Origin of the sequence: Shigella sp. FC1544 (genome assembly GCF_001722145.1) — a bacterium.
GTDB lineage: Bacteria > Pseudomonadota > Gammaproteobacteria > Enterobacterales > Enterobacteriaceae > Escherichia > Escherichia coli.
In genome coordinates this window covers 20,098-43,328 of record NZ_MECT01000582.1, presented here as the reverse complement: position 1 = coordinate 43,328, position 23,231 = coordinate 20,098, and the positions used below count along the sequence as shown (strand labels likewise).

General features: G+C 52.1%; 22 protein-coding genes, 1 tRNA gene and 1 pseudogene. 10 read left to right on the top strand and 14 right to left on the bottom strand.

Annotated features, from left to right (window positions below; translation table 11 throughout):
- Nucleotides 1–18 precede the first annotated feature (18 nt).
- Complete coding sequence (etk, locus tag BGK49_RS23665; protein WP_000208686.1) at nt 19–2,199, top strand: tyrosine-protein kinase; 2,181 nt, start codon at nt 19–21, stop codon at nt 2,197–2,199.
- A gap of 114 nt (nt 2,200–2,313) precedes the next feature.
- Here the strand turns inward: etk and appA are convergent, their stop codons facing one another.
- The 10 genes and pseudogenes from appA to hyaA all read right to left on the bottom strand — a co-directional run bounded on the left by appA (nt 2,314) and on the right by hyaA (nt 12,089).
- On the bottom strand, nt 2,314–3,612 hold the full coding sequence (gene appA / locus BGK49_RS23660) for a bifunctional acid phosphatase/4-phytase (RefSeq protein WP_005028145.1): 1,299 nt from the start codon (nt 3,610–3,612) through the stop codon (nt 2,314–2,316).
- Between the two features lie 79 nt (nt 3,613–3,691).
- Nucleotides 3,692–3,784 (bottom strand): cytochrome bd-II oxidase subunit CbdX, encoded by a 93-nt coding sequence (gene cbdX / locus BGK49_RS23655; protein ID WP_000270305.1) that lies wholly within the window; start codon nt 3,782–3,784, stop codon nt 3,692–3,694.
- Between the two features lie 12 nt (nt 3,785–3,796).
- Nucleotides 3,797–4,933, bottom strand: coding sequence for a cytochrome d ubiquinol oxidase subunit II (gene appB / locus BGK49_RS23650; RefSeq protein ID WP_000460803.1), 1,137 nt, complete (start codon nt 4,931–4,933; stop codon nt 3,797–3,799).
- Between the two features lie 11 nt (nt 4,934–4,944).
- Complete coding sequence (gene appC, locus BGK49_RS23645) at nt 4,945–6,489, bottom strand: cytochrome bd-II oxidase subunit 1 (protein WP_000263542.1); 1,545 nt, start codon at nt 6,487–6,489, stop codon at nt 4,945–4,947.
- Between the two features lie 133 nt (nt 6,490–6,622).
- Complete coding sequence (locus BGK49_RS23640; RefSeq protein ID WP_000004914.1) at nt 6,623–7,480, bottom strand: hydrogenase expression/formation protein; 858 nt, start codon at nt 7,478–7,480, stop codon at nt 6,623–6,625.
- A complete protein-coding gene (gene hyaE / locus BGK49_RS23635) occupies nt 7,477–7,875 on the bottom strand; it encodes a hydrogenase-1 operon protein HyaE (RefSeq protein WP_000063975.1) in 399 nt (132 codons plus the stop codon). The genes BGK49_RS23640 and hyaE overlap by 4 nt, the downstream gene beginning before the upstream one ends.
- Nucleotides 7,872–8,459: a hydrogenase 1 maturation protease gene (hyaD, locus tag BGK49_RS23630; protein WP_000003658.1), complete on the bottom strand. Its 588-nt coding sequence runs from the start codon at nt 8,457–8,459 to the stop codon at nt 7,872–7,874. The genes hyaE and hyaD overlap by 4 nt, the downstream gene beginning before the upstream one ends.
- Entirely contained in the window at nt 8,456–9,163 is a 708-nt protein-coding gene (gene hyaC / locus BGK49_RS23625) for a Ni/Fe-hydrogenase b-type cytochrome subunit (protein ID WP_001186423.1), read from the bottom strand. The genes hyaD and hyaC overlap by 4 nt, the downstream gene beginning before the upstream one ends.
- 18 nt (nt 9,164–9,181) lie before the next feature.
- Nucleotides 9,182–10,974, bottom strand: a pseudogene (gene hyaB, locus BGK49_RS23620) (Ni/Fe-hydrogenase large subunit).
- Entirely contained in the window at nt 10,971–12,089 is a 1,119-nt protein-coding gene (hyaA, locus tag BGK49_RS23615; RefSeq protein ID WP_001058323.1) for a hydrogenase 1 small subunit, read from the bottom strand. The pseudogene hyaB and the gene hyaA overlap by 4 nt, the downstream one beginning before the upstream one ends.
- Nucleotides 12,090–12,515: 426 nt before the next feature.
- Between hyaA and BGK49_RS23610 the strand changes: the two genes are divergently transcribed.
- The 3 genes from BGK49_RS23610 (at nt 12,516) to tusE (ending at nt 13,889) form a co-directional block, all read left to right on the top strand.
- Nucleotides 12,516–12,603, top strand: a tRNA-Ser gene (locus BGK49_RS23610).
- Between the two features lie 206 nt (nt 12,604–12,809).
- Entirely contained in the window at nt 12,810–13,469 is a 660-nt protein-coding gene (gene yccA, locus BGK49_RS23605) for an FtsH protease modulator YccA (protein WP_000375139.1), read from the top strand.
- 90 nt (nt 13,470–13,559) lie between these two features.
- On the top strand, nt 13,560–13,889 hold the full coding sequence (tusE, locus tag BGK49_RS23600) for a sulfurtransferase TusE (RefSeq protein ID WP_000904442.1): 330 nt from the start codon (nt 13,560–13,562) through the stop codon (nt 13,887–13,889).
- Here tusE and yccX read toward each other — a convergent pair.
- A complete protein-coding gene (gene yccX, locus BGK49_RS23595) occupies nt 13,886–14,164 on the bottom strand; it encodes an acylphosphatase (protein ID WP_000048252.1) in 279 nt (92 codons plus the stop codon). The genes tusE and yccX overlap by 4 nt on opposite strands.
- A gap of 94 nt (nt 14,165–14,258) precedes the next feature.
- On the opposite strand from yccX, the gene rlmI reads away from it, so the two are divergent.
- On the top strand, nt 14,259–15,449 hold the full coding sequence (gene rlmI, locus BGK49_RS23590; protein ID WP_000116300.1) for a 23S rRNA (cytosine(1962)-C(5))-methyltransferase RlmI: 1,191 nt from the start codon (nt 14,259–14,261) through the stop codon (nt 15,447–15,449).
- A 57-nt stretch (nt 15,450–15,506) separates the two neighbouring features.
- Nucleotides 15,507–15,824 carry a heat shock protein HspQ gene (hspQ, locus tag BGK49_RS23585; RefSeq protein ID WP_001295356.1) on the top strand — a complete coding sequence of 106 codons (318 nt, stop codon included), beginning with the start codon at nt 15,507–15,509 and terminating at the stop codon, nt 15,822–15,824.
- A 44-nt stretch (nt 15,825–15,868) separates the two neighbouring features.
- Here hspQ and BGK49_RS23580 read toward each other — a convergent pair whose 3' ends face one another.
- On the bottom strand, nt 15,869–16,282 hold the full coding sequence (locus BGK49_RS23580; protein ID WP_005043073.1) for a CoA-binding protein: 414 nt from the start codon (nt 16,280–16,282) through the stop codon (nt 15,869–15,871).
- A gap of 172 nt (nt 16,283–16,454) precedes the next feature.
- Between BGK49_RS23580 and BGK49_RS23570 the strand changes: the two genes are divergently transcribed.
- A complete protein-coding gene (locus BGK49_RS23570) occupies nt 16,455–17,117 on the top strand; it encodes a DUF2057 family protein (RefSeq protein ID WP_000847792.1) in 663 nt (220 codons plus the stop codon).
- A gap of 95 nt (nt 17,118–17,212) precedes the next feature.
- A complete protein-coding gene (gene mgsA / locus BGK49_RS23565) occupies nt 17,213–17,671 on the top strand; it encodes a methylglyoxal synthase (protein ID WP_000424181.1) in 459 nt (152 codons plus the stop codon).
- A gap of 31 nt (nt 17,672–17,702) precedes the next feature.
- On the opposite strand, the gene helD is transcribed toward mgsA, so the two are convergent.
- Entirely contained in the window at nt 17,703–19,757 is a 2,055-nt protein-coding gene (gene helD, locus BGK49_RS23560) for a DNA helicase IV (RefSeq protein WP_005043009.1), read from the bottom strand.
- 122 nt (nt 19,758–19,879) lie between these two features.
- Here helD and BGK49_RS23555 point away from each other — a divergent pair, with 122 nt between their 5' ends.
- Nucleotides 19,880–20,326 (top strand): YccF domain-containing protein, encoded by a 447-nt coding sequence (locus tag BGK49_RS23555; RefSeq protein WP_001261235.1) that lies wholly within the window; start codon nt 19,880–19,882, stop codon nt 20,324–20,326.
- Nucleotides 20,327–20,335: 9 nt separating this feature from the next.
- On the top strand, nt 20,336–22,498 hold the full coding sequence (yccS, locus tag BGK49_RS23550; RefSeq protein WP_000875021.1) for a YccS family putative transporter: 2,163 nt from the start codon (nt 20,336–20,338) through the stop codon (nt 22,496–22,498).
- Here the strand turns inward: yccS and sxy are convergent.
- A complete protein-coding gene (sxy, locus tag BGK49_RS23545; protein ID WP_000839153.1) occupies nt 22,461–23,090 on the bottom strand; it encodes a CRP-S regulon transcriptional coactivator Sxy in 630 nt (209 codons plus the stop codon). The two genes, yccS and sxy, sit on opposite strands and share 38 nt — an antisense overlap.
- Nucleotides 23,091–23,231: the final 141 nt, after the last annotated feature.

Below are 23,231 nucleotides of genomic sequence, written 5' to 3'. Positions count from 1 at the left end.
TTGAGTTTATAAAATACGATGACAACTAAAAATATGAATACGCCACCAAGCAGCACTCAGGAAAATGAGATCGATCTGCTTCGTCTGGTCGGCGAGTTATGGGATCACCGTAAGTTTATTATCAGCGTGACCGCGTTATTCACGCTGATCGCTGTCGCTTACTCGCTGTTAAGCACACCAATTTATCAGGCAGATACTCTGGTCCAGGTTGAGCAAAAACAGGGCAACGCCATTCTCAGCGGCCTGAGTGATATGATCCCTAACTCATCGCCCGAGTCTGCACCGGAGATCCAACTGCTGCAATCGCGCATGATTCTCGGTAAAACCATTGCTGAACTGAATCTGCGCGACATAGTTGAGCAGAAGTATTTTCCGATTGTGGGTCGCGGCTGGGCGAGATTAACCAAAGAAAAACCAGGTGAGCTGGCGATCAGCTGGATGCATATTCCACAACTGAATGGTCAGGATCAGCAACTGACACTCACGGTTGGGGAAAACGGCCACTATACACTGGAAGGTGAAGAGTTCACCGTCAATGGTATGGTCGGCCAGCGTCTGGAAAAAGATGGCGTTGCGCTGACTATCGCGGACATTAAGGCCAAACCAGGAACACAGTTTGTCCTGAGCCAGCGTACCGAACTGGAAGCGATTAACGCATTGCAGGAAACCTTTACCGTTAGCGAACGCAGTAAAGAAAGCGGGATGCTGGAACTTACCATGACTGGTGATGATCCCCAGTTGATTACTCGTATTCTGAACAGCATCGCTAACAACTATTTGCAACAGAATATCGCTCGCCAGGCGGCGCAGGATTCACAAAGCCTTGAATTCTTACAGCGCCAGTTGCCTGAAGTGCGCAGCGAGCTGGACCAGGCGGAAGAAAAACTCAACGTTTATCGCCAGCAGCGCGATTCGGTTGACCTTAACCTAGAAGCCAAAGCCGTTCTTGAGCAGATTGTGAACGTTGATAATCAACTCAATGAGCTGACTTTCCGCGAGGCAGAGATCTCCCAGCTGTATAAGAAAGATCACCCAACTTATCGTGCGCTGCTGGAAAAACGCCAGACGCTGGAGCAAGAACGCAAACGCCTGAATAAGCGGGTATCGGCAATGCCTTCCACTCAACAGGAAGTGTTACGTTTAAGCCGTGACGTAGAAGCGGGCCGTGCGGTATATCTGCAATTACTTAACCGCCAGCAGGAGTTGAGTATTTCGAAATCCAGTGCCATTGGTAACGTGCGGATTATCGACCCGGCAGTCACTCAGCCGCAGCCAGTGAAACCGAAAAAAGCGTTGAACGTGGTGCTTGGTTTTATTCTTGGCCTGTTTATTTCGGTGGGTGCCGTGCTGGCGCGTGCGATGTTGCGTCGTGGTGTAGAAGCCCCGGAACAACTGGAAGAGCACGGCATCAGCGTTTATGCCACTATCCCAATGTCCGAGTGGCTGGATAAACGTACCCGTCTGCGTAAGAAAAATTTATTTTCTAATCAGCAGCGCCATCGTACTAAAAATATCCCCTTCCTGGCGGTGGATAACCCGGCGGATTCTGCTGTGGAAGCCGTACGTGCGCTACGAACCAGTCTGCACTTCGCTATGATGGAGACGGAGAATAACATTCTGATGATCACCGGTGCGACGCCAGACAGTGGTAAAACGTTTGTCAGTTCAACTCTGGCAGCGGTGATCGCCCAGTCCGATCAAAAAGTGTTATTTATTGATGCCGACTTACGCCGTGGTTATTCGCATAACCTGTTTACCGTGAGTAATGAACATGGCTTGTCGGAATATCTGGCAGGTAAAGATGAGCTCAACAAAGTGATCCAGCATTTTGGCAAAGGAGGCTTTGATGTGATTACTCGCGGTCAGGTGCCACCTAACCCGTCTGAACTGCTGATGCGCGATCGGATGCGTCAATTACTGGAATGGGCGAACGACCATTACGATCTGGTGATTGTCGATACGCCGCCGATGCTGGCGGTGAGTGATGCCGCGGTCGTGGGGCGTTCTGTTGGCACCAGCCTGCTGGTTGCGCGTTTTGGCTTGAACACCGCCAAAGAGGTGAGTTTGTCAATGCAGCGTCTGGAACAGGCAGGCGTCAATATTAAAGGCGCTATCCTCAATGGTGTGATTAAACGCGCCAGCACCGCTTACAGTTACGGCTATAACTATTACGGTTATAGTTACTCCGAGAAAGAGTAAAACTGAAAATGGCCGGATGCGGCGTGAACGCCTTTTCCGGTCTACGCATTAGACAGTTCTTCGTTTGTCATCAGCCTCAGAGCATTCAGGTAACTGAATGCTCTTTTTTATGCATTACAAACTGCACGCCGGTATGCGTGCTTCATTCACGATTTGCGTAAAACCTGCCAACGAACACATGCCCTGCGCATTTCGCTCTTCACATCCTGCCAGGGTCAGTTTCACCTCTCCGGGCGGCGTATTTAATGACAGCGGTGTTTTATCACGCATCTGCTGTAAAGTCTGGAAGACCAGCGAAACCTGAATCCACTGGCTGTTATCGCTTAGCCGACGCCAGCGTTCAAACACCAGTTCACCACTTGGCGGCGTGTTATCCGGCTGACCGGGAAGCGTCCAGTTGAGCTCCAGTGCGCCGCCGAGATTTGCCAGATTAGTATCGTGTCCGGCAATAAACAGTACTGAAGTGGGTAATGTCACACCATACGCCTGTTTTTGCGGTGGATGGGGCGTCAACGCTGCCATGATCAAATCCAATAACGGGGTGGCGCGGCTGCGGGCAACCTCTGGCGTGCGTTGTAGCAAATAAAATTGCGCGTTATGCAAACTTAGCAAGGTGTTCCACTGGTGTGAATCGGTGATCCTTCCCCACCCCGGCTCTGGCATTCCCTGTGCTTGTTGCAGGAGAAATATCTCCGTCAGCATTGATGCGAGGCTTACCGCACCGGTTAATGATACATTGTCGGCGCTCACCTTGAGTTCCGATGGTAATGCCTGCGTTAATGAACAGCTTTCGTCCTGTTTCTCACGTTTAAGGCACAAGTTTGATTGCGGAAAATTAAGCACCCGTTCCAGTTCGCGAAACGCCGTTTGCCGATGCCCGGTAAAGTCAGCAATTGACCCTCCTGCCCTGCTGAGGATCGCGTCAGTCACGTTCGCATTATCCAGTTGGCAAACGCCAGTTTTTAGAGGATTAAATAACGGATCGGGACTGGACGTATCTGCCTGGGTATGTACGGTTATTGCACAGTCAGGTGCCAGCCCAGCGGCGAAGGCTTCGCCTGTTTTACGGGTACGCTCGTCGACATCAGCAATAATCGCGACCTGACCAGGCTGCGGACAGCCCTTTTTTGCCAGCAATCCGTCGGCCACCAGACGCTGGCGTTGGTAATGTCCGAAATAGGCGATTAGCTCACCACCGCGCGGTGTCAGCCAACCCAGTTTTACCGGCCAGGTTGGCCATGCGTCTGGGGTGACATCCTGCATCAGTTGCGTGGCCTTGGTTGGAGCACGCACACCATGACGACTGACAATCACCACACTTTCCAGCTTCAGCTCCGGCTCACTCTGAGCGAATGCAGATTGCGAGGTTAACGGAATCAGAAGAGATAAAAATGGGATTAAGATCGCTTTCATCGATATGTTTCCGCTTTTCATATCTGACATTATTGATTGCCTGATGCGATGCTAATGCGCCGCATCAGGCCTACGTTCGTTAACTTTTCAGACGCGGGTCCAGCCATACCAACACAAGGGTGGAGAGCGAACACATCAACAAAATGCCGACGAACCAAAGTAAATACCACATTGTTCCTGCTCCTTAGTACAACTCGTTTTCGTTACGGCGGAGAGTTTCTGTTGTCATGCGCCCCCACATTTTGTAGTAGCTCCAGAGAGTGTAGAGCAACACAATGGGCAAAAATATCAGCACGATTACCAACATAATGCTCAGCGTCAGCTGGCTGGAAGTGCTGTCCCACAACGTCAGGCTGGAGATCGGACTCACGCTTGACGGCATGACGAAGGGGAACAGCGTGATGCCTGCCGTGAAAATCACGCCAAATTGCATCAATGACGCCATTAAAAATCCCCAACCTGGGCGACCACGATAAATCGCCATCACCGTCAGCAATGGGCAGAAGAACCCCAGCAGCGGGAAGATCCACAAAACGGGCGATTCGACGAAATTATTCATCCAGGCACCAGGTAGCACTGCCACCAGTTTCATTAACGGATTGGAAGGACCGTTAGCATCCTGGGCGAGCAGTACAAAGCCATCAATACCGACCCACAGCCAGTAACCCGCCAGCAAAAAGCACAGCATCACCAACAGTGCAGCGCGTTTGGTGGCCAGCTGTGAACGCAGATGAATCACACCAACAGTTTTCAGTTGTAACCAGACGCCACCTTGCAAAATCACCATCCCAAGGCTGAGCAATCCGCACAATAAAGGGAATGGCGTCAGCAGTTGCCAGAAGCTGCCGAGATACTCCACGCGTAATTGCGGTGTGAAGGCAAACGGCACGCCGAGCAACAAGTTGCCGAAGGCGATACCGAAGACTACCGGCGGCACCAGACTGCCGATGACCAGACCGGCGTCCCACATTTTACGCCAGCGTGCATCGGCGATTTTTCCGCGATAATCAAAGGCCAGCGGGCGGAAGAACAGTGAGCACAGCACCAGGATCATCGCCACATAAAAGCCGGAAAACGCCGCTGCATACACTCTGGGCCAGGCGGCAAATAATGCCCCACCAGCGAGGATCAACCAGACCTGGTTGCCTTCCCAGTGTGCACCAACGCTGTTTATCACTATCCGGCGTTCATCATCATTACGCGCCACCAGCGGCAGCAGACAGCCGATCCCCATGTCAAATCCGTCGGAGATCATAAAGACCACCAGGATCACGCCAATCAGCAGCCACCAGATGAAGCGCAATGTTTCATAATCAAACATGATTTTCTCCTTTACCCCTGTTGCTGCGTCGGTTGTTCACTCTGCATCGCGCTCGGCCCCAGACGGGCATATTTCTGCATCAGGTAGACTTCGGCGATTAAGAACAGGGTGTAAAGCCCTACGATCATGATCAGTGAGAAAGCCAGTTGTCCTGTGGTTAAAGCGGAATGCGCGGAGTATGTCGGTAAGATGTCCTGTATCGCCCACGGCTGACGACCAAACTCGGTCATAAACCACCCGGCTTCAATCGCAATCCACGGCAACGGCAAACTCCAGAGCGCCATTTTCAGCACCCAGCGATGCTGGTCGATTTTGCCACGCAGCGTCTGGACAAGCGCAATCAGCATCACCAGTAGCAGCAGGGAACCACAGCCCACCATGATGCGGAAACTCCAGAATACCGGCGCAACCTGAGGTATCGCGCCACGCATCGCCGCCTGGTACTGTGCGGCTGTGACATGATTCATATCCGGCGCATAGCGGGAGAGCAACATGCCGTAGCCCAGGTCACCTTCCAGTTCCCGGAATGCCTGCAACACATGCGGCTCACGATTGCCTTGCGATATTTCCTGCATTAACAGCCAAGCCATACGTCCGCGTTGCAAGCGTGGGTAGGTTTCAGCCATCAAATTCTTCAGACCCGGCACGGGTTTATCTAATAAGTGAGTGGCGAGGATCCCTAACAGCGCGGGAATTTTGATGGCAAAGGCGTTACGCTCTTGATCCTGTTCCGGCCAGGCAACCACATGGAACGGTGCAGGAGCAGGTTCCGTTTGCCACTCCCCTTCCATCGCCGCCAGTTTTACCGGTTGTACTTGCGCGACTTCATACGCAGAACTGTCTCCGAGTTGTAGCGTGCCGATAATCGCCAGAGTACCGAAGACGGAACCGATGGCAAACGAGCGTAATGCAACATCGCGCTCCCGTCCGCGCAGTAAATACCAGGCGCTGATCGCCATAATAAACATGGCCCCGGTCACGTAGCCCGCCATTACGGTGTGCACAAATTTCACCTGGCTGACCGGGTTAAAGACCAGCTCGCTGAAGCTGGTCATCTCCATACGTAGGGTGTCGATATCAAAATGCGCACCGGTCGGGTATTGCATCCAACCGTTGGCATTCAATATCCACAATGCAGAGAGATTTGAACCGAACGCCACCAGCCACGTCACCAGCAGGTGCTGGTATTTATTCAGCCGCTGCCAGCCGAAGAAGAAAAGCCCGACAAAGGTGGATTCGAGGAAGAAGGCCATTAATGCTTCCATCGCCAGCGGTGCGCCAAAAATATCGCCCACATAGTTGGAATAGAATGCCCAGTTAGTACCAAACTGAAACTCCATGGTCAGGCCGGTAGCCACGCCAAGAGCAAAATTGATACCGAAGAGCTTACCCCAGAAGCGCGTCATATCGCGGTAGATTGTTTTGCCGGTGACCACGTAAATGGTTTCCATGATAGCCAGCAAAAAAATCAGCCCCAGGGTAAGGGGTACAAATAAAAAGTGATACAGCGCGGTCAGAGCAAACTGCCAGCGCGATAAATCAATGACATCCCACATGCGCACTCCTGTAGGCGAAGAGAGAAAAATAACCCGATAATGTTAGATCTCCCTCTTTATCCTGAAACTCTACGACCAGAGGTATTCGCCGATTGCGATATTCATAAGACTGAAAGCGATACTTACCGTCTTTTTACGTCGGTGCAGCTTCCGCCAGCCACTGACATACCTCGCTAAGCCGCTGCGCAGAGTCGACCAAATCTTCTGGCGCTGCCAGCACCACTTCCGGTATTGGGCAGATTTCATAACTTTCCAGTAACGGGCCTTTTAAGGTGTCCGTACAGCGTAAATGCCAGACATGGCGTAACCCCGTGGCGTTGATATAGCTCTCGCCATAGCCAATGGTACGAATCTGAATATTTCCCGGCCCACAGAGACGTGAGAGAAAAAGCCGATCAGCCTCGCTGATGGGTAATTGCGTCAGATTAATGCTGTGCGGCTGCGCGTCGGGGTTACGTACATGTGCCAGTAACTCATGCGCCAACGGTAGGCCATTCATCAGGCCATCAATGGGCGGCGGTAACAGCGAATCTGTCGGCAAGAGATTTTGCGTTGCCGCCTGCCACAACGCCAGCGGCGCGCAGCCAGCCTCCAGTTTGTCCTCCAGCAACTTTTCGCCGCGACGTCTGCGCACCCGCCATAATCCGCAGAAGATCGCCTCCTGTATTTCACTTTTACTGTCGTCATCCTGCTGAATGCGCACTGACACTTCCCCTTCCCCGAGAAGCGTATTGATAAAGTGACGATCGTCGGCGTTGAGATTTAACAGATCGACTGCCAGCACCTCGCCCAACGGCGGCTGGCGTTCGCTTAGTTGATGTTGTAACTCGTTTAACAGCGCAATCACCTGCGGGCTGTGAGCACATTGCTCCAGGGCCGCCATACTCGGTTCATCATTCACCTGACAGGTGATCGGCAGTGGATTCATGCTGAAACTGTCATCGTTCGGTTGCGTTCCTGGCCCCAGCAGATGGAAAAAAGTTTCGCTCATGAGGCACGCTCCTGCTGCGGTTCGACAAGCCCGCGCATCAGGTTTATCAGTTCCGCCCACGGGTGAATACCATTCAGCACGCCGCGATAGTTTCCGCCGGTAAACACTAAAGTGGTAGGAAAGCGAAAGACGCCAAAGCGATCGCCGATGGCTTCGCTCTGCTCAAGGTCAGCAATCGCCACCTGCCATGTATAGTCGGGAAACTCGTGCAGTAATTCGCCAATCATTACCGGATTATCGCTGACCTCTGGCGTGCGTTTCGGGTCACTGCTTAATAACACCACGCCGTCTGGCGCTTGCGTAAGCCAGTCGTCAAGACGGGATTCACTGACCGGCGTCCAGCCGCGCGCCAGCATTCGTTGCCACAACGCATCAAATGGCGTGTCGTTGCTCATCCCTGCTCCTCCTGTGTCATCCGGTACTGGCGCAAGCGAACGCCTTCGTAATTTTCCATCGACAGACAGTCATAATTGAGACAACGCGATTCATTAGCCGGTTGCGGCACACTTCCCCACGCAGCCAACTGCGCCAGCGCCGATTGTTCCGCAGCGAGCAGTTGCTCCCGTGCCAGTTCGCTCAGGCTGCCGCCGTAGTCGTCGAGCATCGCGGGTTGCAGCCCGACGAGGGCAATATGTGCTGGCAGATGTCCGCGGATATCTGCCAGCGCCAGCACTTCGGAGAAACTGTTCTGATGCAGGCTCATTTTCTTCGCGCTGATATCAGCCGGAATGCGTTCTCCGGCATAGGTTCGCAGCGTTCCAGGTTCCAGCCCGTAGTCAATGGCATCGAGAATCAACAGATGGCTGGCGCTTTCGACATACCCCAGCAAGTTCAGTCCCTGAGTACCGCCATCGACAATCTCCACATACTCGGGCCAGTGGTAATGGGCATACAGCCGTTCCGCCACCCGCACGCCGAAGCCTTCATCGGCCCACAGCAGGTTGCCCAGCCCCATGACCACCACGCGTTGCTCGCTCATGAACACTCCTTGTTACTTATTTTGCCAAATTTGTGGCTACGGTAGCCGTTGACCATGGTGGAGATCACCGTGTCGTCGGACATGATGTCTTCACGCAGCGCCATGTAGACATGACCGATCACAAACGCGCCAATCAGCCACATCCCCAGCCGATGCCAGCTGTGAATGTCCATTGAGTTGCCACCCGTCCAGTAGAAAAATTCCACCACATAACGGAACGGCGCAAAAATAGCGTACTGGCTGTGTTCGCTGTACAGCGCAAAACCAGTGATGATCATAAAGACCGACATCAGGAAATAGCCGAACATCGCCGCCTGGGCGATGGGATTATGGCCTATATCGGCACTCGGACGTTTTGCCAGAAACAGATACCAGCGGATTTCATACCACACGCCCTGCCACCAGCTTTTACGCCATACCGGCACGATAAACAGCTCGCGGGAGTATCGATTGCCAACAAAAGCCCAGTAGATCCGCATCAGCAAAACCACGGTAAAAACCATCCCGGCGCTGAAGTGAATTAACCTGATGTAGCCCATATAGAACAGATACGTCGCCTCGCCGCTGACGGAAGGTAGCGGCTTGCCGATAAAGTATCCGGTGACCATCAACACCGCCATGCATAACACCGTCAACCAGTGCCAGATGCGGACTGGCGCTTCAAAGACATAGTGGCTGACAACGTTGTCGCTTTTCTGTTGCATGATGATTCTCCTTCGCTGTTAACGCACCTGCACGGAGATCAGCTCGCTACCGTCGTCGCCCAGCACGTGTGTTGAACAGGCGAGGCACGGGTCAAAGCTGTGCAGAGTACGCAGGATCTCCAGCGGTTGCTCGGGGATCGCCATTTTGGTGTTCATCAGCGCCGCTTCATAAGCTCCAATCTGCCCTTTGGGATCGCGTGGGCTGGCGTTCCAGGTGGTCGGCACCACGCACTGGTAGAGATCAATCTTGCCATCGCGAATGGCGGCCCAGTGGCCTAACGCCCCGCGCGGCGCTTCGGTAAAACCGACACCACGGCACTCTGTCGGCCAGGTTGCAGGTTCCCATTTTTCCGTGGAAGCAGTGGCGAGATTGCCGTTTTTCAGGTTGGTCATCAGCTTGTCGAAGAAATACTGCAACTTACCTGCGGCCCACTGCGCTTCGTGCGCGCGGCACAAAATGCGGCCTAACGTTGACTGGATACCGGAAAGCGGCAGGTTCAACGCCGACATCATGCGATCGACCGACTCAACGGTCGCAGCATCGCCTTTGTGATAAGCGATTAACGTGCGCGCCAGCGGCCCCACTTCCATCGCGTTACCGCGCCAGCGTGGCGCTTTGATCCACGAGTAGCGTTCCTGTTCATTCAGCTGCTGAATGTTGGTATCGCTGCCTTTGACATCGCCGGGGTTGTACCACGGGTCGGTGATGCCATCGAACGGATGACGCCCGACCTGATCGTTGGGATATCGATACCAGGCGTGGTCGACAAACTCCTGCACCTGCTGCGGATCAACCAAATCCACTGGCAGCACATTGTTGAAGTCGCCGTTAATCACCGCGCCGCCAGGCATCAGCAGACTTTTCTCGCCAAAGTCGTTGGCAATATCCGGGAATGCGCCGTAGCTGAGAACGCATTTATCAGAAAGACCAGTGCCGATTTCGCTCCACGGTTTGTTGAACTGACCGATGGCTAAGGCGTCGGGGATCATCACGTTGTTAATGAAGTCCGCCGTGCGGTGATAATTGACTGCACCAGGTTCAGGCGTTCCATATTGACTGCCCCGACCGCGCCGCTTTCGTCAATGTTGATGGCGCAAGGCATCCCGCCGACAATCCAGTTTGGATGCGGGTTTTTACCGCCAAAGACCGCGTGGATTTTGACAATTTCACGCTGGAAATCGAGAGCTTCGAGATAGTGGGCAAAGCCCATCAGGTTAGCTTCTGGCGGCAGTTTGTACTGCGGGTGCCCCCAGTAGCCATTGCGGAAGATCCCCAACTGCCCGCCTTCAACAAATTTTTTCAGGCGGTTTTGTACGTCGAAGAAATAGCCAGGGGATGATTTCGGCCAAGAGGAGAGACTTTGCGCCAGTTCGGAGGTTTTCCGCGGGTCGGCTTTCAGCGCATCTAACACATCGATCCAGTCCATCCCGGCAAGCTGATAGAAGTGCACCAGATGATCGTGGCACCAGAGCGTTGCCAGCATAATGTTGCGGATGATATTGGCGTTGTCCGGCACTTTAATACCGATAGCATCTTCGATGGCGTAAACCGAAGCCAGGGCGTGTACGCCAGTACAGACGCCGCAGATACGTTCAACGAACGCCCACGCATCGCGCGGGTCGCGCCCTTGTAGGATGATCTCCAGCCCGCGAAACATGGTGCCGCAGGAGACGGCATTGGTGATCACATTCTGATCGTTAATATTCACTTCGCAGCGCATGTGGCCTTCGATGCGCGTAATCGGGTCGACCACCAGGCGGCGTCCGGCATTATTGATGGTGTATCCCTGAGTTTCGTACTGAGTGCTCATGCCTGTTTATCCTCATTGCCTGGCTGATGTTCGGTTTCTGTAGGTTGCTGGTTATGACGTCTGCGCTGGTCAACGGCGCTGGCGACTGCGTGCACACCAACAGCCGCTGCCACCACGCCAAGCGCGGTTAAACCGACGGTATCGGCGGTGGAATGAGTACCCATTTGCGGAATATCGACCACGCGGCTGTAGAACGAACCGCGATCCCAGAAACCATTTTCCGCACAGCCTAGGCAGCCGTGACCAGACTGGATTGGGAAAGAAACGCCATCATTCCAGCGTGTGGAGGAACAGGCGTTATAGGTGGTAGGCCCTTTACAGCCCATTTTGTACAGGCAGTAACCTTTGCGGGCAGCGTCATCATCCCAACTCTGGACGAACTCTCCGGCGTCGAAGTGGGCGCGGCGATAGCATTTATCGTGGATTCGCTGACCATAGAACATCAGCGGACGGCCCATTCTGTCGACATCTGGCAAGCGATCAAAGGTCACCATGTAAGTAATGATGGCGCTCATCACATCCGGGATCGGCGGGCAGCCAGGTACTTTGATAATGGGTTTGTCGGTGATGACTTTGTCGATAGGCGTTGCCTGCGTCGGATTGGGCCGCGCGGCCTGCACGCAGCCCCAGGACGCGCAGGTTCCCCAGGCGATAATCGCGCTGGCTCCGGCAGCGGCACGTTTGAGTTTCTCAATAAACGGTCGACCGCTGCTGATACAGAACATCCCCTGCTCGCCCAGCGGCGGATTACCTTCTACTGCGAGGATATATTTGCCATTGTATTGCGTGATGATGTCTTCGAAGACTTCTTCCGCCTGGGTTCCGGCGGCAGCCATCAAAGTATCGTCATAATCGAGGGAAATCAGGGAAAGGATGACGTCCTTCGCCAGTGGGTGAGCGGAGCGGATAAAAGATTCGGTACAGCAGGTGCATTCCAGACCGTGGATCCATACCACCGGAATGCGGGGTTTGTTCTCCAGCGCCCAGGCAATCTTTGGTGCCATTCCCGCGCCTAATCCCAGCGACGTGGCAGCCAGACTACAATATTTGAGAAAGCTGCGCCGGGTAACGCCCTGACGCCGCATGGCCTGGTAAAATGTTTCCTCGTTATTCATATCGCACGTCTCTTCTCCTTGCGACACCGGCAGGACACCGGGCGCTTATGGTCGGCAAGCGACGTCCCTGTAGCAAGGCAAACCATCGCTTCACGTGAGATGCTGAAAACGAAAGCTCATCCTTCTGCACTGGCGCACGTCGCCAGAAAGTATTGTTAATAAAGCGTAGTGAAACTTTTGCACAAAACAATACAAACTGTGTGGATTTATCTTTTAGCGATAAAAATGGACCTATTTTTCTTTTTGCCGGGCGGTGGGGATGTTTAGCCGGTTGCTAAACGAGTAAAAGAGAAGGAATTCATGGTGATGAAATGATCAATCTGCTGTTATTTCACGCTATCAATGCACTTTTGGCTGTTTTTCAGGCAAACAAACAAATTAGGGGTTTACACGCCGCATCGGGATGTTTATAGTGCGCGTCATTCCGGAAGTGTGGCCGAGCGGTTGAAGGCACCGGTCTTGAAAACCGGCGACCCGAAAGGGTTCCAGAGTTCGAATCTCTGCGCTTCCGCCAAATAAGATAAGGGGTTAGCTAAATGCTAACCCCTTTTTCTTTTGCCTGTCGAAATTCTCAGGGCGTTATATTTGCTTAATGACCTGATAATCCGCTGTTAAACCTGTTCCAGATCAAATGCGTAAAGATGGGTAAAACTTCTGGGTGCCCTTACGCATTATCATTATGCTGCTTAATTAATTACATCTGTCATAGAGAGTGACTCAATGGATCGTATTGTTAGTTCTTCACATGACCGTACATCACTGCTTAGCACCCATAAGGTGCTGCGTAATACCTATTTTCTGCTGAGCCTGACGCTGGCCTTTTCGGCGATTACCGCAACTGCCAGTACGGTGCTGATGCTGCCATCTCCGGGTCTGATTCTGACGCTGGTGGGTATGTATGGTTTGATGTTCCTGACCTATAAAACGGCGAATAAGCCGACCGGGATTATCTCCGCATTCGCCTTTACCGGTTTTCTGGGTTATATCCTCGGACCTATTCTGAACACCTATCTGTCTGCCGGAATGGGTGACGTAATCGCTATGGCACTGGGCGGAACGGCGTTAGTGTTCTTCTGCTGCTCTGCATATGTGCTGACCACCCGCAAAGATATGTCGTTCCTCGGCGGTATGCTGATGGCGGGTATTGTGGTGGTGCTGATTGGTATGGTTGCTAATATCTTCCTGCAGCAGCCTGCTCTGCATCTGGCGATCAGCGCGGTCTTCATTTTGATCTCCTCTGGCGCTATTTTGTTTGAAACCAGCAACATCGTTCATGGCGGTGAAACGAACTATATTCGTGCCACGGTTAGCCTGTATGTTTCGCTGTACAACATCTTCGTCAGCCTGCTGAGCATTCTGGGCTTCGCCAGCCGCGATTAATCTCACCCGCTAACACTTTCATAGCCTCGCTTTATGCGGGGCTTTGTTTTTTGTTACACTGCCGCCAGTCTGATTAAGGTAGTAATAATTATGCTGATCTTCGAAGGTAAAGAGATAGAAACGGATACCGAAGGCTATCTCAAAGAAAGCAGCCAGTGGAGTGAGCCGCTGGCAGTGGTGATTGCAGAGAACGAAGGGATTTCGCTGTCACCGGAACACTGGGAAGTGGTGCGTTTTGTGCGTGATTTCTATCTGGAATTCAATACTTCTCCGGCGATTCGTATGCTGGTAAAAGCGATGGCGAATAAATTTGGCGAAGAAAAAGGTAACAGCCGCTATTTATACCGACTGTTTCCGAAAGGTCCGGCGAAGCAAGCCACCAAAATTGCTGGCCTGCCAAAACCGGTAAAATGTATTTAACGGATACGAAAATCGGTTAATTCCCCCGAGGGATGATGCGGCTCGCTGAGCACCCGTTCTACACGCGCAGAACGCGGGCCGCCACTCTTTAACCACTGCATTAATTTTTCCACCTGCCCTTCTTCACCGCAGGCAACCACTTCCACGCTGCCATCGTCAAGATTTTTGGCGTACCCGGTTAAACCCAGTCTTTTCGCTTCGTACTGTGTGGTGTAGCGAAATCCTACGCCCTGAACTCGCCCGTAAACCCAGGCAATTATGCAGACTTTCGACATTGCTGCTCTCCTTATCCTTAATGGACGCGTTGCAAATCCATGGAAAACTCCGGACAATGACGCCCATTTCTTTGCATCGACAGAAAAGTAAATTATGAGTGTACGTTTAGTGTTAGCCAAAGGGCGCGAAAAATCATTACTTCGTCGCCATCCGTGGGTCTTTTCCGGGGCCGTTGCCCGCATGGAAGGTAAAGCCAGCCTCGGTGAAACCATCGATATTGTTGATCATCAGGGAAAATGGTTAGCACGCGGCGCTTATTCGCCAGCTTCGCAAATCCGGGCGCGCGTCTGGACGTTTGACCCGTCTGAGTCTATCGACATTGCTTTTTTTTCCCGCCGTTTGCAACAAGCACAAAAATGGCGTGACTGGCTGGCGCAAAAAGATGGCCTCGACAGCTATCGTTTAATCGCCGGAGAATCTGATGGCCTGCCGGGTATTACTATCGATCGTTTCGGTAATTTTCTGGTGCTGCAACTGCTGAGTGCTGGGGCAGAATATCAGCGCGCGGCATTAGTTAGTGCCCTGCAAACGCTGTACCCGGAATGTGCGATTTACGATCGCAGCGATGTTGCGGTACGTAAAAAAGAAGGGATGGAGCTGACCCTGGGCCTCGTCACCGGCGAGTTGCCGCCTGCCCTGCTGCCGATTGAAGAACACGGCATGAAGCTGCTGGTGGATATTCAGCACGGACACAAAACGGGCTACTACCTGGACCAGCGAGACAGCCGCCTGGCTACCCGCCGCTACGTTGAAAATAAACGTGTGCTGAACTGTTTCTCCTATACCGGTGGTTTCGCCGTATCGGCACTGATGGGCGGTTGCAGCCAGGTTGTCAGCGTTGATACCTCCCAGGAAGCGCTGGATATTGCACGGCAGAACGTTGAGCTGAACAAACTGGATCTGAGCAAGGCTGAGTTTGTCCGTGATGATGTCTTTAAATTGCTGCGTACTTATCGCGATCGCGGTGAAAAATTTGACGTTATCGTGATGGACCCGCCGAAGTTTGTTGAGAATAAAAGCCAGTTGATGGGCGCGTGTCGTGGCTATAAAGATATCAACATGCTGGCGATTCAGTTGCTGAATGAAGGCGGTATTCTCCTGACTTTCTCCTGTTCCGGTCTGATGACCAGCGATTTATTTCAGAAAATCATCGCGGATGCCGCAATTGATGCCGGCCGTGATGTACAATTTATAGAGCAGTTCCGTCAGGCAGCCGATCATCCGGTGATCGCTACCTATCCGGAAGGGCTATATCTGAAAGGGTTTGCCTGTCGCGTCATGTAACTTGAAATGTGGAATTTTACCCTTATATCAAAGGTAAAGATTTCCCGGGAGGTGACTATGATTGCCAGCAAATTCGGTATCGGCCAGCAGGTCCGCCATTCCCTGTTAGGTTATCTCGGAGTGGTCGTGGATATCGACCCGGTTTATTCGCTCTCTGAACCGTCGCCTGATGAGCTGGCGGTAAATGACGAGCTTCGCGCCGCTCCGTGGTATCACGTAGTGATGGAGGACGATAACGGCCTACCGGTTCATACCTACCTGGCTGAAGCCCAGCTAAGTAGCGAATTGCAGGATGAACATCCTGAACAGCCATCCATGGATGAGCTGGCGCAGACCATCCGCAAACAACTCCAGGCCCCGCGTCTGCGTAACTGATCCCTGAACGAATCCCCGGAAGGTTTTTGCCTTCCGGGGATTTTTTATTTGGCCAGGCCCAGGCGAGGGATCTCAATAGCCGGGCAGCGATCCATCACCACATTCAACCCGGCATCCCGTGCCAGTACTGCCGCTTGCTCATTAATCACCCCCAGTTGCATCCAGAGGGTTTTCGCGCCAATGGCAATAGCTTCCTGTGCCACGCCCCACGCCGATTCTGAATTACGGAAAACATCGACCATATCGACCTTTTCCGGAACGTCTGCCAGCGTGCCATACCCCTGCTGGCCCAGCAGCGTTTTGCCGGCAACTTTTGGCGAAACCGGAATGACATGATACCCCTGGTCGAGTAGATATTTCATCACGCGATAGCTGGGACGATCGGGTTTGTCGCTTGCCCCCACCAGCGCAATGGTGTGAGTGGACGTTAAAATGCCTGCAATATCGGTTTCTTTCATTATTTCCTCCAGACTGTTTAACAAAGTGTACGACAAAGCCGACATGCCAACCATGCAGCTAATACGAATGAATGAGAGCAAAAGCGGGAAATATGTCTATATGTTAGTAAGTATGATTAAAGAAAAATTTTGACACATTATTATTCGGGCGGTCTTTTGACAGGAGCTACCTATGAAAACCGGCATCGTGACCACCTTGATTGCATTATGTTTGCCGGTATCCGTTTTTGCCACCACGCTGCGGCTTTCAACCGATGTCGATCTTCTGGTACTCGACGGCAAGAAGGTTTCCAGCTCTCTGCTGCGCGGTGCGGACAGCATTGAACTGGATAATGGACCGCATCAGTTAGTGTTTCGCGTTGAGAAGACGATTCATCTTTCCAATAGTGAAGAACGGCTGTATATCTCCCCACCGCTGGTGGTCAGTTTTAATACCCAGCTCATCAACCAGGTCAATTTTCGCCTGCCTCGCCTGGAGAATGAGCGGGAAGCTAACCATTTTGATGCCGCGCCGCGCCTTGAATTGTTGGATGGCGATGCGACGCCGATTCCGGTAAAGCTGGATATTCTCGCCATTACCTCAACGGCAAAAACGATTGATTATGAGGTCGAGGTTGAACGCTATAACAAATCCGCGAAACGCGCTTCACTACCGCAATTTGCCACGATGATGGCAGATGACAGTACGCTGCTTTCGGGTGTTTCCAAGCTGGATGCTATTCCACCGCAGTCTCAGGTGCTCACAGAACAACGGCTGAAGTATTGGTTTAAACTGGCTGACCCACAAACGCGAAATACTTTCCTGCAGTGGGCGGAAAAACAACCATCTTCCTGAGATTTTTGTACCTGTGCGCAGGCTTTTTCGGTCTTTATCTTGCAGCGATAAGTGCTTACAGTAATCTGTAGGAAAGTTGACTACGGATGTACATTATGGAACTGACGACTCGCACTTTACCTGCGCGGAAACATATTGCGCTGGTGGCACACGATCACTGCAAACAAATGCTGATGAGCTGGGTGGAACGGCATCAACCGTTACTGGAACAACACGTACTGTATGCAACAGGCACTACCGGTAACTTAATTTCCCGCGCGACCGGCATGAACGTCAACGCGATGTTGAGTGGCCCAATGGGGGGTGACCAGCAGGTTGGCGCATTGATCTCAGAAGGGAAAATTGATGTATTGATTTTCTTCTGGGATCCACTAAATGCCGTGCCGCACGATCCTGACGTGAAAGCCTTGCTGCGTCTGGCGACGGTATGGAACATTCCGGTCGCCACCAACGTGGCAACGGCAGACTTCATAATCCAGTCGCCGCATTTCAACGACGCGGTCGATATTCTGATCCCCGATTATCAGCGTTATCTCGCGGACCGTCTGAAGTAATATTGCACAGGTGGCAAACGCCACCTGTTTCTTACGGTTTTCTCGCCACCGGCACATCCAGATTTTTCAGTATTTCAACAAAGGGAGAGGGATTCTCTTTGTTAAACAGTGCCCATACCCGATGGCGTGCCCGGGTCAGCGCCACGTACATTAACCGCCGTTCTTCAGCGTCCGGGAAATCCTCAACCGGTGGCAGTAGCGCCTCTTCCATAATCGACTCCCGCGCCGCAGCCGGAAAACCATCACTTCCCTCCTGCAAGCCAACGATGATGACGTAATCCGCCTGTTGCCCTTTGCTGGCATGAATGGTCATAAAGTCGATTTGCAACTTCGGCCAGCGTGTTGCCGCTTTTTCCAGGCTGGCAGGCCTCATGTGATGGTAACGCGCCAGGATCAGAATGCGCTCTTCCGGTTTGGCATAACCAGAGAGCTTATCCAGCAAAGCGTCAAGTTGACTCTCATCCAATAACGTGACGGCTTTTTTGTCTCCATTGGTTAAGCTGTTTAGCGGCTTTTTCAGCTGGCCTGGGTTCTGCTGAATAAAACGGTTTGCCACCTTACCGATACGACTGTTAAAACGGTAAGTCGTGTCTAAATCACAACGTTCGCCTTCACCAAAGTTTTCATGGAAAGCGGTGGTGAGCGACATTTGCGCACCGCTGAATCGGTAAATCGCCTGCCAGTCATCACCAACAGCGAACAACGTCGTCTGACTGTTTTGCTTGCGTAATGCCGCTAACAACGCTGCCCGCTGCGGCGAGATATCCTGAAATTCATCAACCAGAATATGCTTCCACGGGCTGATAAAGCGACCTTTCTCCAGAATCACAATCGCCTGATGAATAAGGCCCGAAAAATCGACAGCGTTTTCTGCCTTCAGCGCACCTTTCCAGGCTTTTAATAACGGGGCCATCAACTTGATACGTTTACTGAACAGATCGCGAATCTCTTCGGGTGCACTGGCAATCATTTCTGCCTGTGCACCACCGTGCATCCGCATCAGACTTACCCAGCGATCGAGGCGAGAGGCAAGGCGACGCTGTAATTTTTCATCATCCCAGAAGTTACCTTCTGGCACTGACCACTGCATTTCTTCCGTCAGCCATTGCCGCCAGCCCTTCGCCTGCGCTTTCTTTTCGCTGCATTGCTTGCGCCACTCAGCAATAAAGAGTTCATGACGGGCAGCGGTATCATTTTCCAGTTTGCTGACTATCGGAACTTTTTTGCTGCCCTGCTGAATAATATGCAGCGCCAGCGCATGAAACGTGCGTGCGGTAATGTCTTCGGTATGTAGCCGTTCGCGAATCCGCTCGTCCATCTCTTCAGCGGCTTTGCGACCAAACGCCAGCAATAAAATTTGCTCAGGGGACGCTTCACCACGTGCCAGCAACCAGCCTGCACGGGCCACCAGCACCGACGTTTTTCCGCTTCCTGCACCTGCCAGCACTAACAGAGAATGCTCGCCATTAACGACTGCCCGGGCCTGCGCCGGATTCAGCGGTGAAGACTCGACCTGGCGGAAAAAATCCGCATACTCGGTAAGCATGGCTTCGGTATACGCCTGGTTATGCTGCAACCGAGCGCTTTCAATATCTTTCAACCAGGCCTGACATTTACGCCACGCCTCACGGCAGTTATCGAATTCTTCCAGTCGGTTAACCGGCAACGGCAACGCCGACAAAGCCTGGCGGATTTGTTGCTGAACGCCAGAGGTTTGCTCACGCGTCAGCCATTTATTTTCTCCAGTGCGCGTGGCAATCAAATCCAGTTGCTGGCGTAAAACACCAGACGCAATTTCGCTCATCTCGCCACTCCACCGCCGCCAGTGAGCATCAAGATGATGGTAAAAACGCTGCGTCTCGCCCCATTCGGTGCCGTGCAGACGCACCACTTTTTCGTCCGGCAGTACAAATTCCAGCTCGCCCCATACCAGACCACGCTTACAGTGAATCGCCAGTAATTTATTGAAAGGAATAAGGTATTCGTGGCGATCGCCGGAGACTTTAATCCCGGCATTGAGGATCACCGCCCGATCGTAAGGGTGCTGTGCCAGACGTTTTCCAAGCGTTGTCGCTTTCAGTTCCATGACTCTGTAGATCCACACGAAATTATTTCTTATCAGTGTAACCGTCAGAGAAAACGTGCTCCAGCCCAAAAAAACGTTACAATTGCCGCCCATTACTGAAAACCACAGTAAAGCGAGGTTTTATGCGTACCGTTTTGAACATTCTGAACTTTGTGCTTGGCGGATTTGCCACCACTCTGGGCTGGCTGTTGGCGACTCTGGTCAGTATTGTGCTGATTTTTACCTTACCGCTGACACGATCCTGCTGGGAGATCACTAAACTGTCTCTGGTGCCTTATGGCAATGAAGCTATTCATGTCGATGAACTGAACCCGGCTGGCAAAAATGTGCTGCTGAATACTGGCGGTACGGTATTGAATATTTTCTGGCTGATTTTCTTTGGCTGGTGGTTATGCCTGATGCACATTGCAACGGGCATCGCACAATGTATTTCAATCATTGGCATTCCTGTCGGCATTGCGAACTTTAAAATTGCCGCTATTGCACTATGGCCGGTTGGTCGTCGCGTGGTATCGGTAGAAACAGCGCAAGCTGCGCGTGAAGCCAATGCACGTCGTCGTTTTGAATAATCCACTAATATGGCCTTTATGCTAAGTCCTTTGCTCAAACGCTATACCTGGAACAGCGCCTGGCTGTATTACGCGCGTATTTTTATTGCGCTTTGTGGAACCACAGCGTTTCCGTGGTGGCTGGGTGATGTAAAACTGACGATTCCGCTAACGCTGGGGATGGTGGCAGCGGCGCTGACCGATCTCGATGACCGACTGGCGGGGCGTTTGCGTAACCTCATCATTACGCTGTTCTGCTTTTTTATCGCCTCGGCCTCAGTAGAATTGCTGTTTCCCTGGCCCTGGCTATTTGCGATTGGCTTAACGCTCTCTACCAGCGGCTTCATTTTGCTCGGCGGTCTGGGTCAACGCTATGCAACAATTGCCTTCGGTGCATTGCTGATCGCCATTTACACTATGTTGGGAACATCACTGTATGAGCACTGGTATCAGCAGCCGATGTATCTGCTGGCCGGTGCCGTCTGGTACAACGTCCTGACACTTATTGGTCATCTGCTGTTCCCGGTCCGCCCGCTGCAGGACAACCTGGCGCGTTGCTATGAACAACTGGCGCGTTATCTTGAGCTCAAGTCGCGCATGTTTGATCCTGATATTGAAGATGAAAGCCAGGCACCGCTGTACGATTTGGCTCTCGCCAACGGTCTGCTGATGGCGACATTGAATCAGACGAAACTCTCGCTGCTGACCCGCTTACGTGGCGATCGTGGTCAACGGGGAACGCGTCGCACGCTGCATTATTACTTTGTCGCACAGGATATTCACGAGCGTGCCAGCTCTTCTCATATTCAGTATCAAACATTGCGTGAACATTTTCGCCACAGCGACGTGCTGTTCCGTTTTCAGCGGCTGATGTCGATGCAGGGCCAGGCGTGCCAGCAACTGTCACGCTGTATTTTGTTGCGTCAGCCTTATCAACATGATCCGCATTTTGAGCGCGCTTTTACGCATATTGATGCTGCGCTGGAGCGGATGCGCGATAACGGCGCACCCGCCGATTTACTCAAAACACTGGGATTTTTGCTGAACAATTTACGCGCCATTGATGCCCAACTGGCAACAATTGAATCAGAACAGGCCCAGGCACTACCCCATAATAATGACGAAAATGAGCTCGCTGATGACAGCCCGCACGGGTTGAGTGATATCTGGCTGCGTCTTAGCCGTCACTTCACGCCGGAATCCGCCCTCTTCCGTCATGCGGTAAGAATGTCGCTGGTGTTGTGCTTCGGCTACGCCATCATTCAAATAACCGGAATGCATCACGGGTTTTGGATCTTGCTGACAAGTTTGTTTGTCTGCCAGCCAAACTATAACGCCACGCGCCACCGCCTGAAGTTAAGGATTATTGGTACGCTGGTAGGTATCGCCATTGGCATTCCTGTGCTGTGGTTTGTGCCATCACTGGAAGGGCAGCTGGTGCTGCTGGTTATTACCGGCGTGCTCTTTTTTGCCTTCCGTAACGTGCAATACGCTCATGCAACGATGTTCATCACACTTTTGGTGCTACTGTGTTTTAACTTACTGGGTGAAGGTTTTGAAGTAGCGTTACCTCGCGTAATCGATACGCTGATTGGTTGTGCCATTGCGTGGGCGGCAGTGAGCTACATCTGGCCTGACTGGCAGTTTCGCAATCTGCCGCGCATGCTCGAACGCGCCACAGAGGCCAACTGTCGGTATCTCGATGCCATACTGGAGCAATACCATCAGGGGCGTGATAACCGTCTGGCGTATCGTATTGCCCGCCGCGATGCACACAACCGTGATGCTGAGCTGGCGTCGGTGGTATCAAATATGTCCAGCGAGCCGAACGTTACCCCGCAAATTCGCGAAGCCGCGTTTCGGTTGCTGTGCCTTAACCATACGTTTACCAGCTATATCTCAGCCCTCGGTGCTCACCGGGAGCAGTTAACTAATCCTGAAATTCTGGCGTTTCTTGATGACGCAGTTTGCTATGTTGATGACGCGTTACATCATCAACCTGCTGATGAAGAACGCGTCAATGAGGCATTAGCTAGCCTGAAACAGCGGATGCAGCAACTTGAACCACGGGCAGACAGCAAAGAACCTCTGGTCGTACAACAAGTTGGATTATTGATTGCATTACTGCCTGAGATTGGTCGTCTGCAACGCCAGATTACTCAAGTTCCGCAGGAAACTCCTGTTTCGGCGTAAGTGAGTCAGCCCATTCTGCAAGCTCCTGGCGGCGTGCCACCGGGAGCGCAGCTTCATGAATGCCGATAATGGCACCTTCAAGCATAAACAGAATCTTTTCTGTCACCAGACTGTTTTGCTGCCGCAGTCGCAACCAACACATTTTTGCCCCAAGTATACGTAACGCCCGTACATCCTTAATCCCCACCTCCCCGAGAATCGCTTCCAGATGAAAAGACATATTGGGCAAATCTTTCAGTCTTTCCCGGGTATTGCGCGTGCTTTTCTCTTTCAGCGCTGCATCGAGAGAATATTTCGACAGACGCACCAGCTTCAGTTGATTTCGCCATAGACTTTCATCAACCCGATAGTAATTGAGGGTAACGGATCGGCCACACTTTTTATATGTCAGCCAGACAGGCGGATGTTTTACACAGTACTGTGCACTTTGCTCACAAGCCCGAAGATACAACTCACCATCAGAAACCATCGCAAACACCGTGTCGTCAACGGTCAGGCTGTAACTGCCAAACAATGATCGGTATTCAATTGTGCCCAACGTTGCCAGGTATTCTTGTGATTTATAGATCCGCTTATAGGAGAGGCTTTTCATAAAATTCCTTTTAAAATCATAACATAAAAGAATGATTCACATTAACGGATCCGTTAACTACGAAAATAGGCAACTTATTCTTAAGGGGCAAGATTAATTTATGTTTTCCCGTCACCAACGACAAAATTTGCGAGGCTCTTT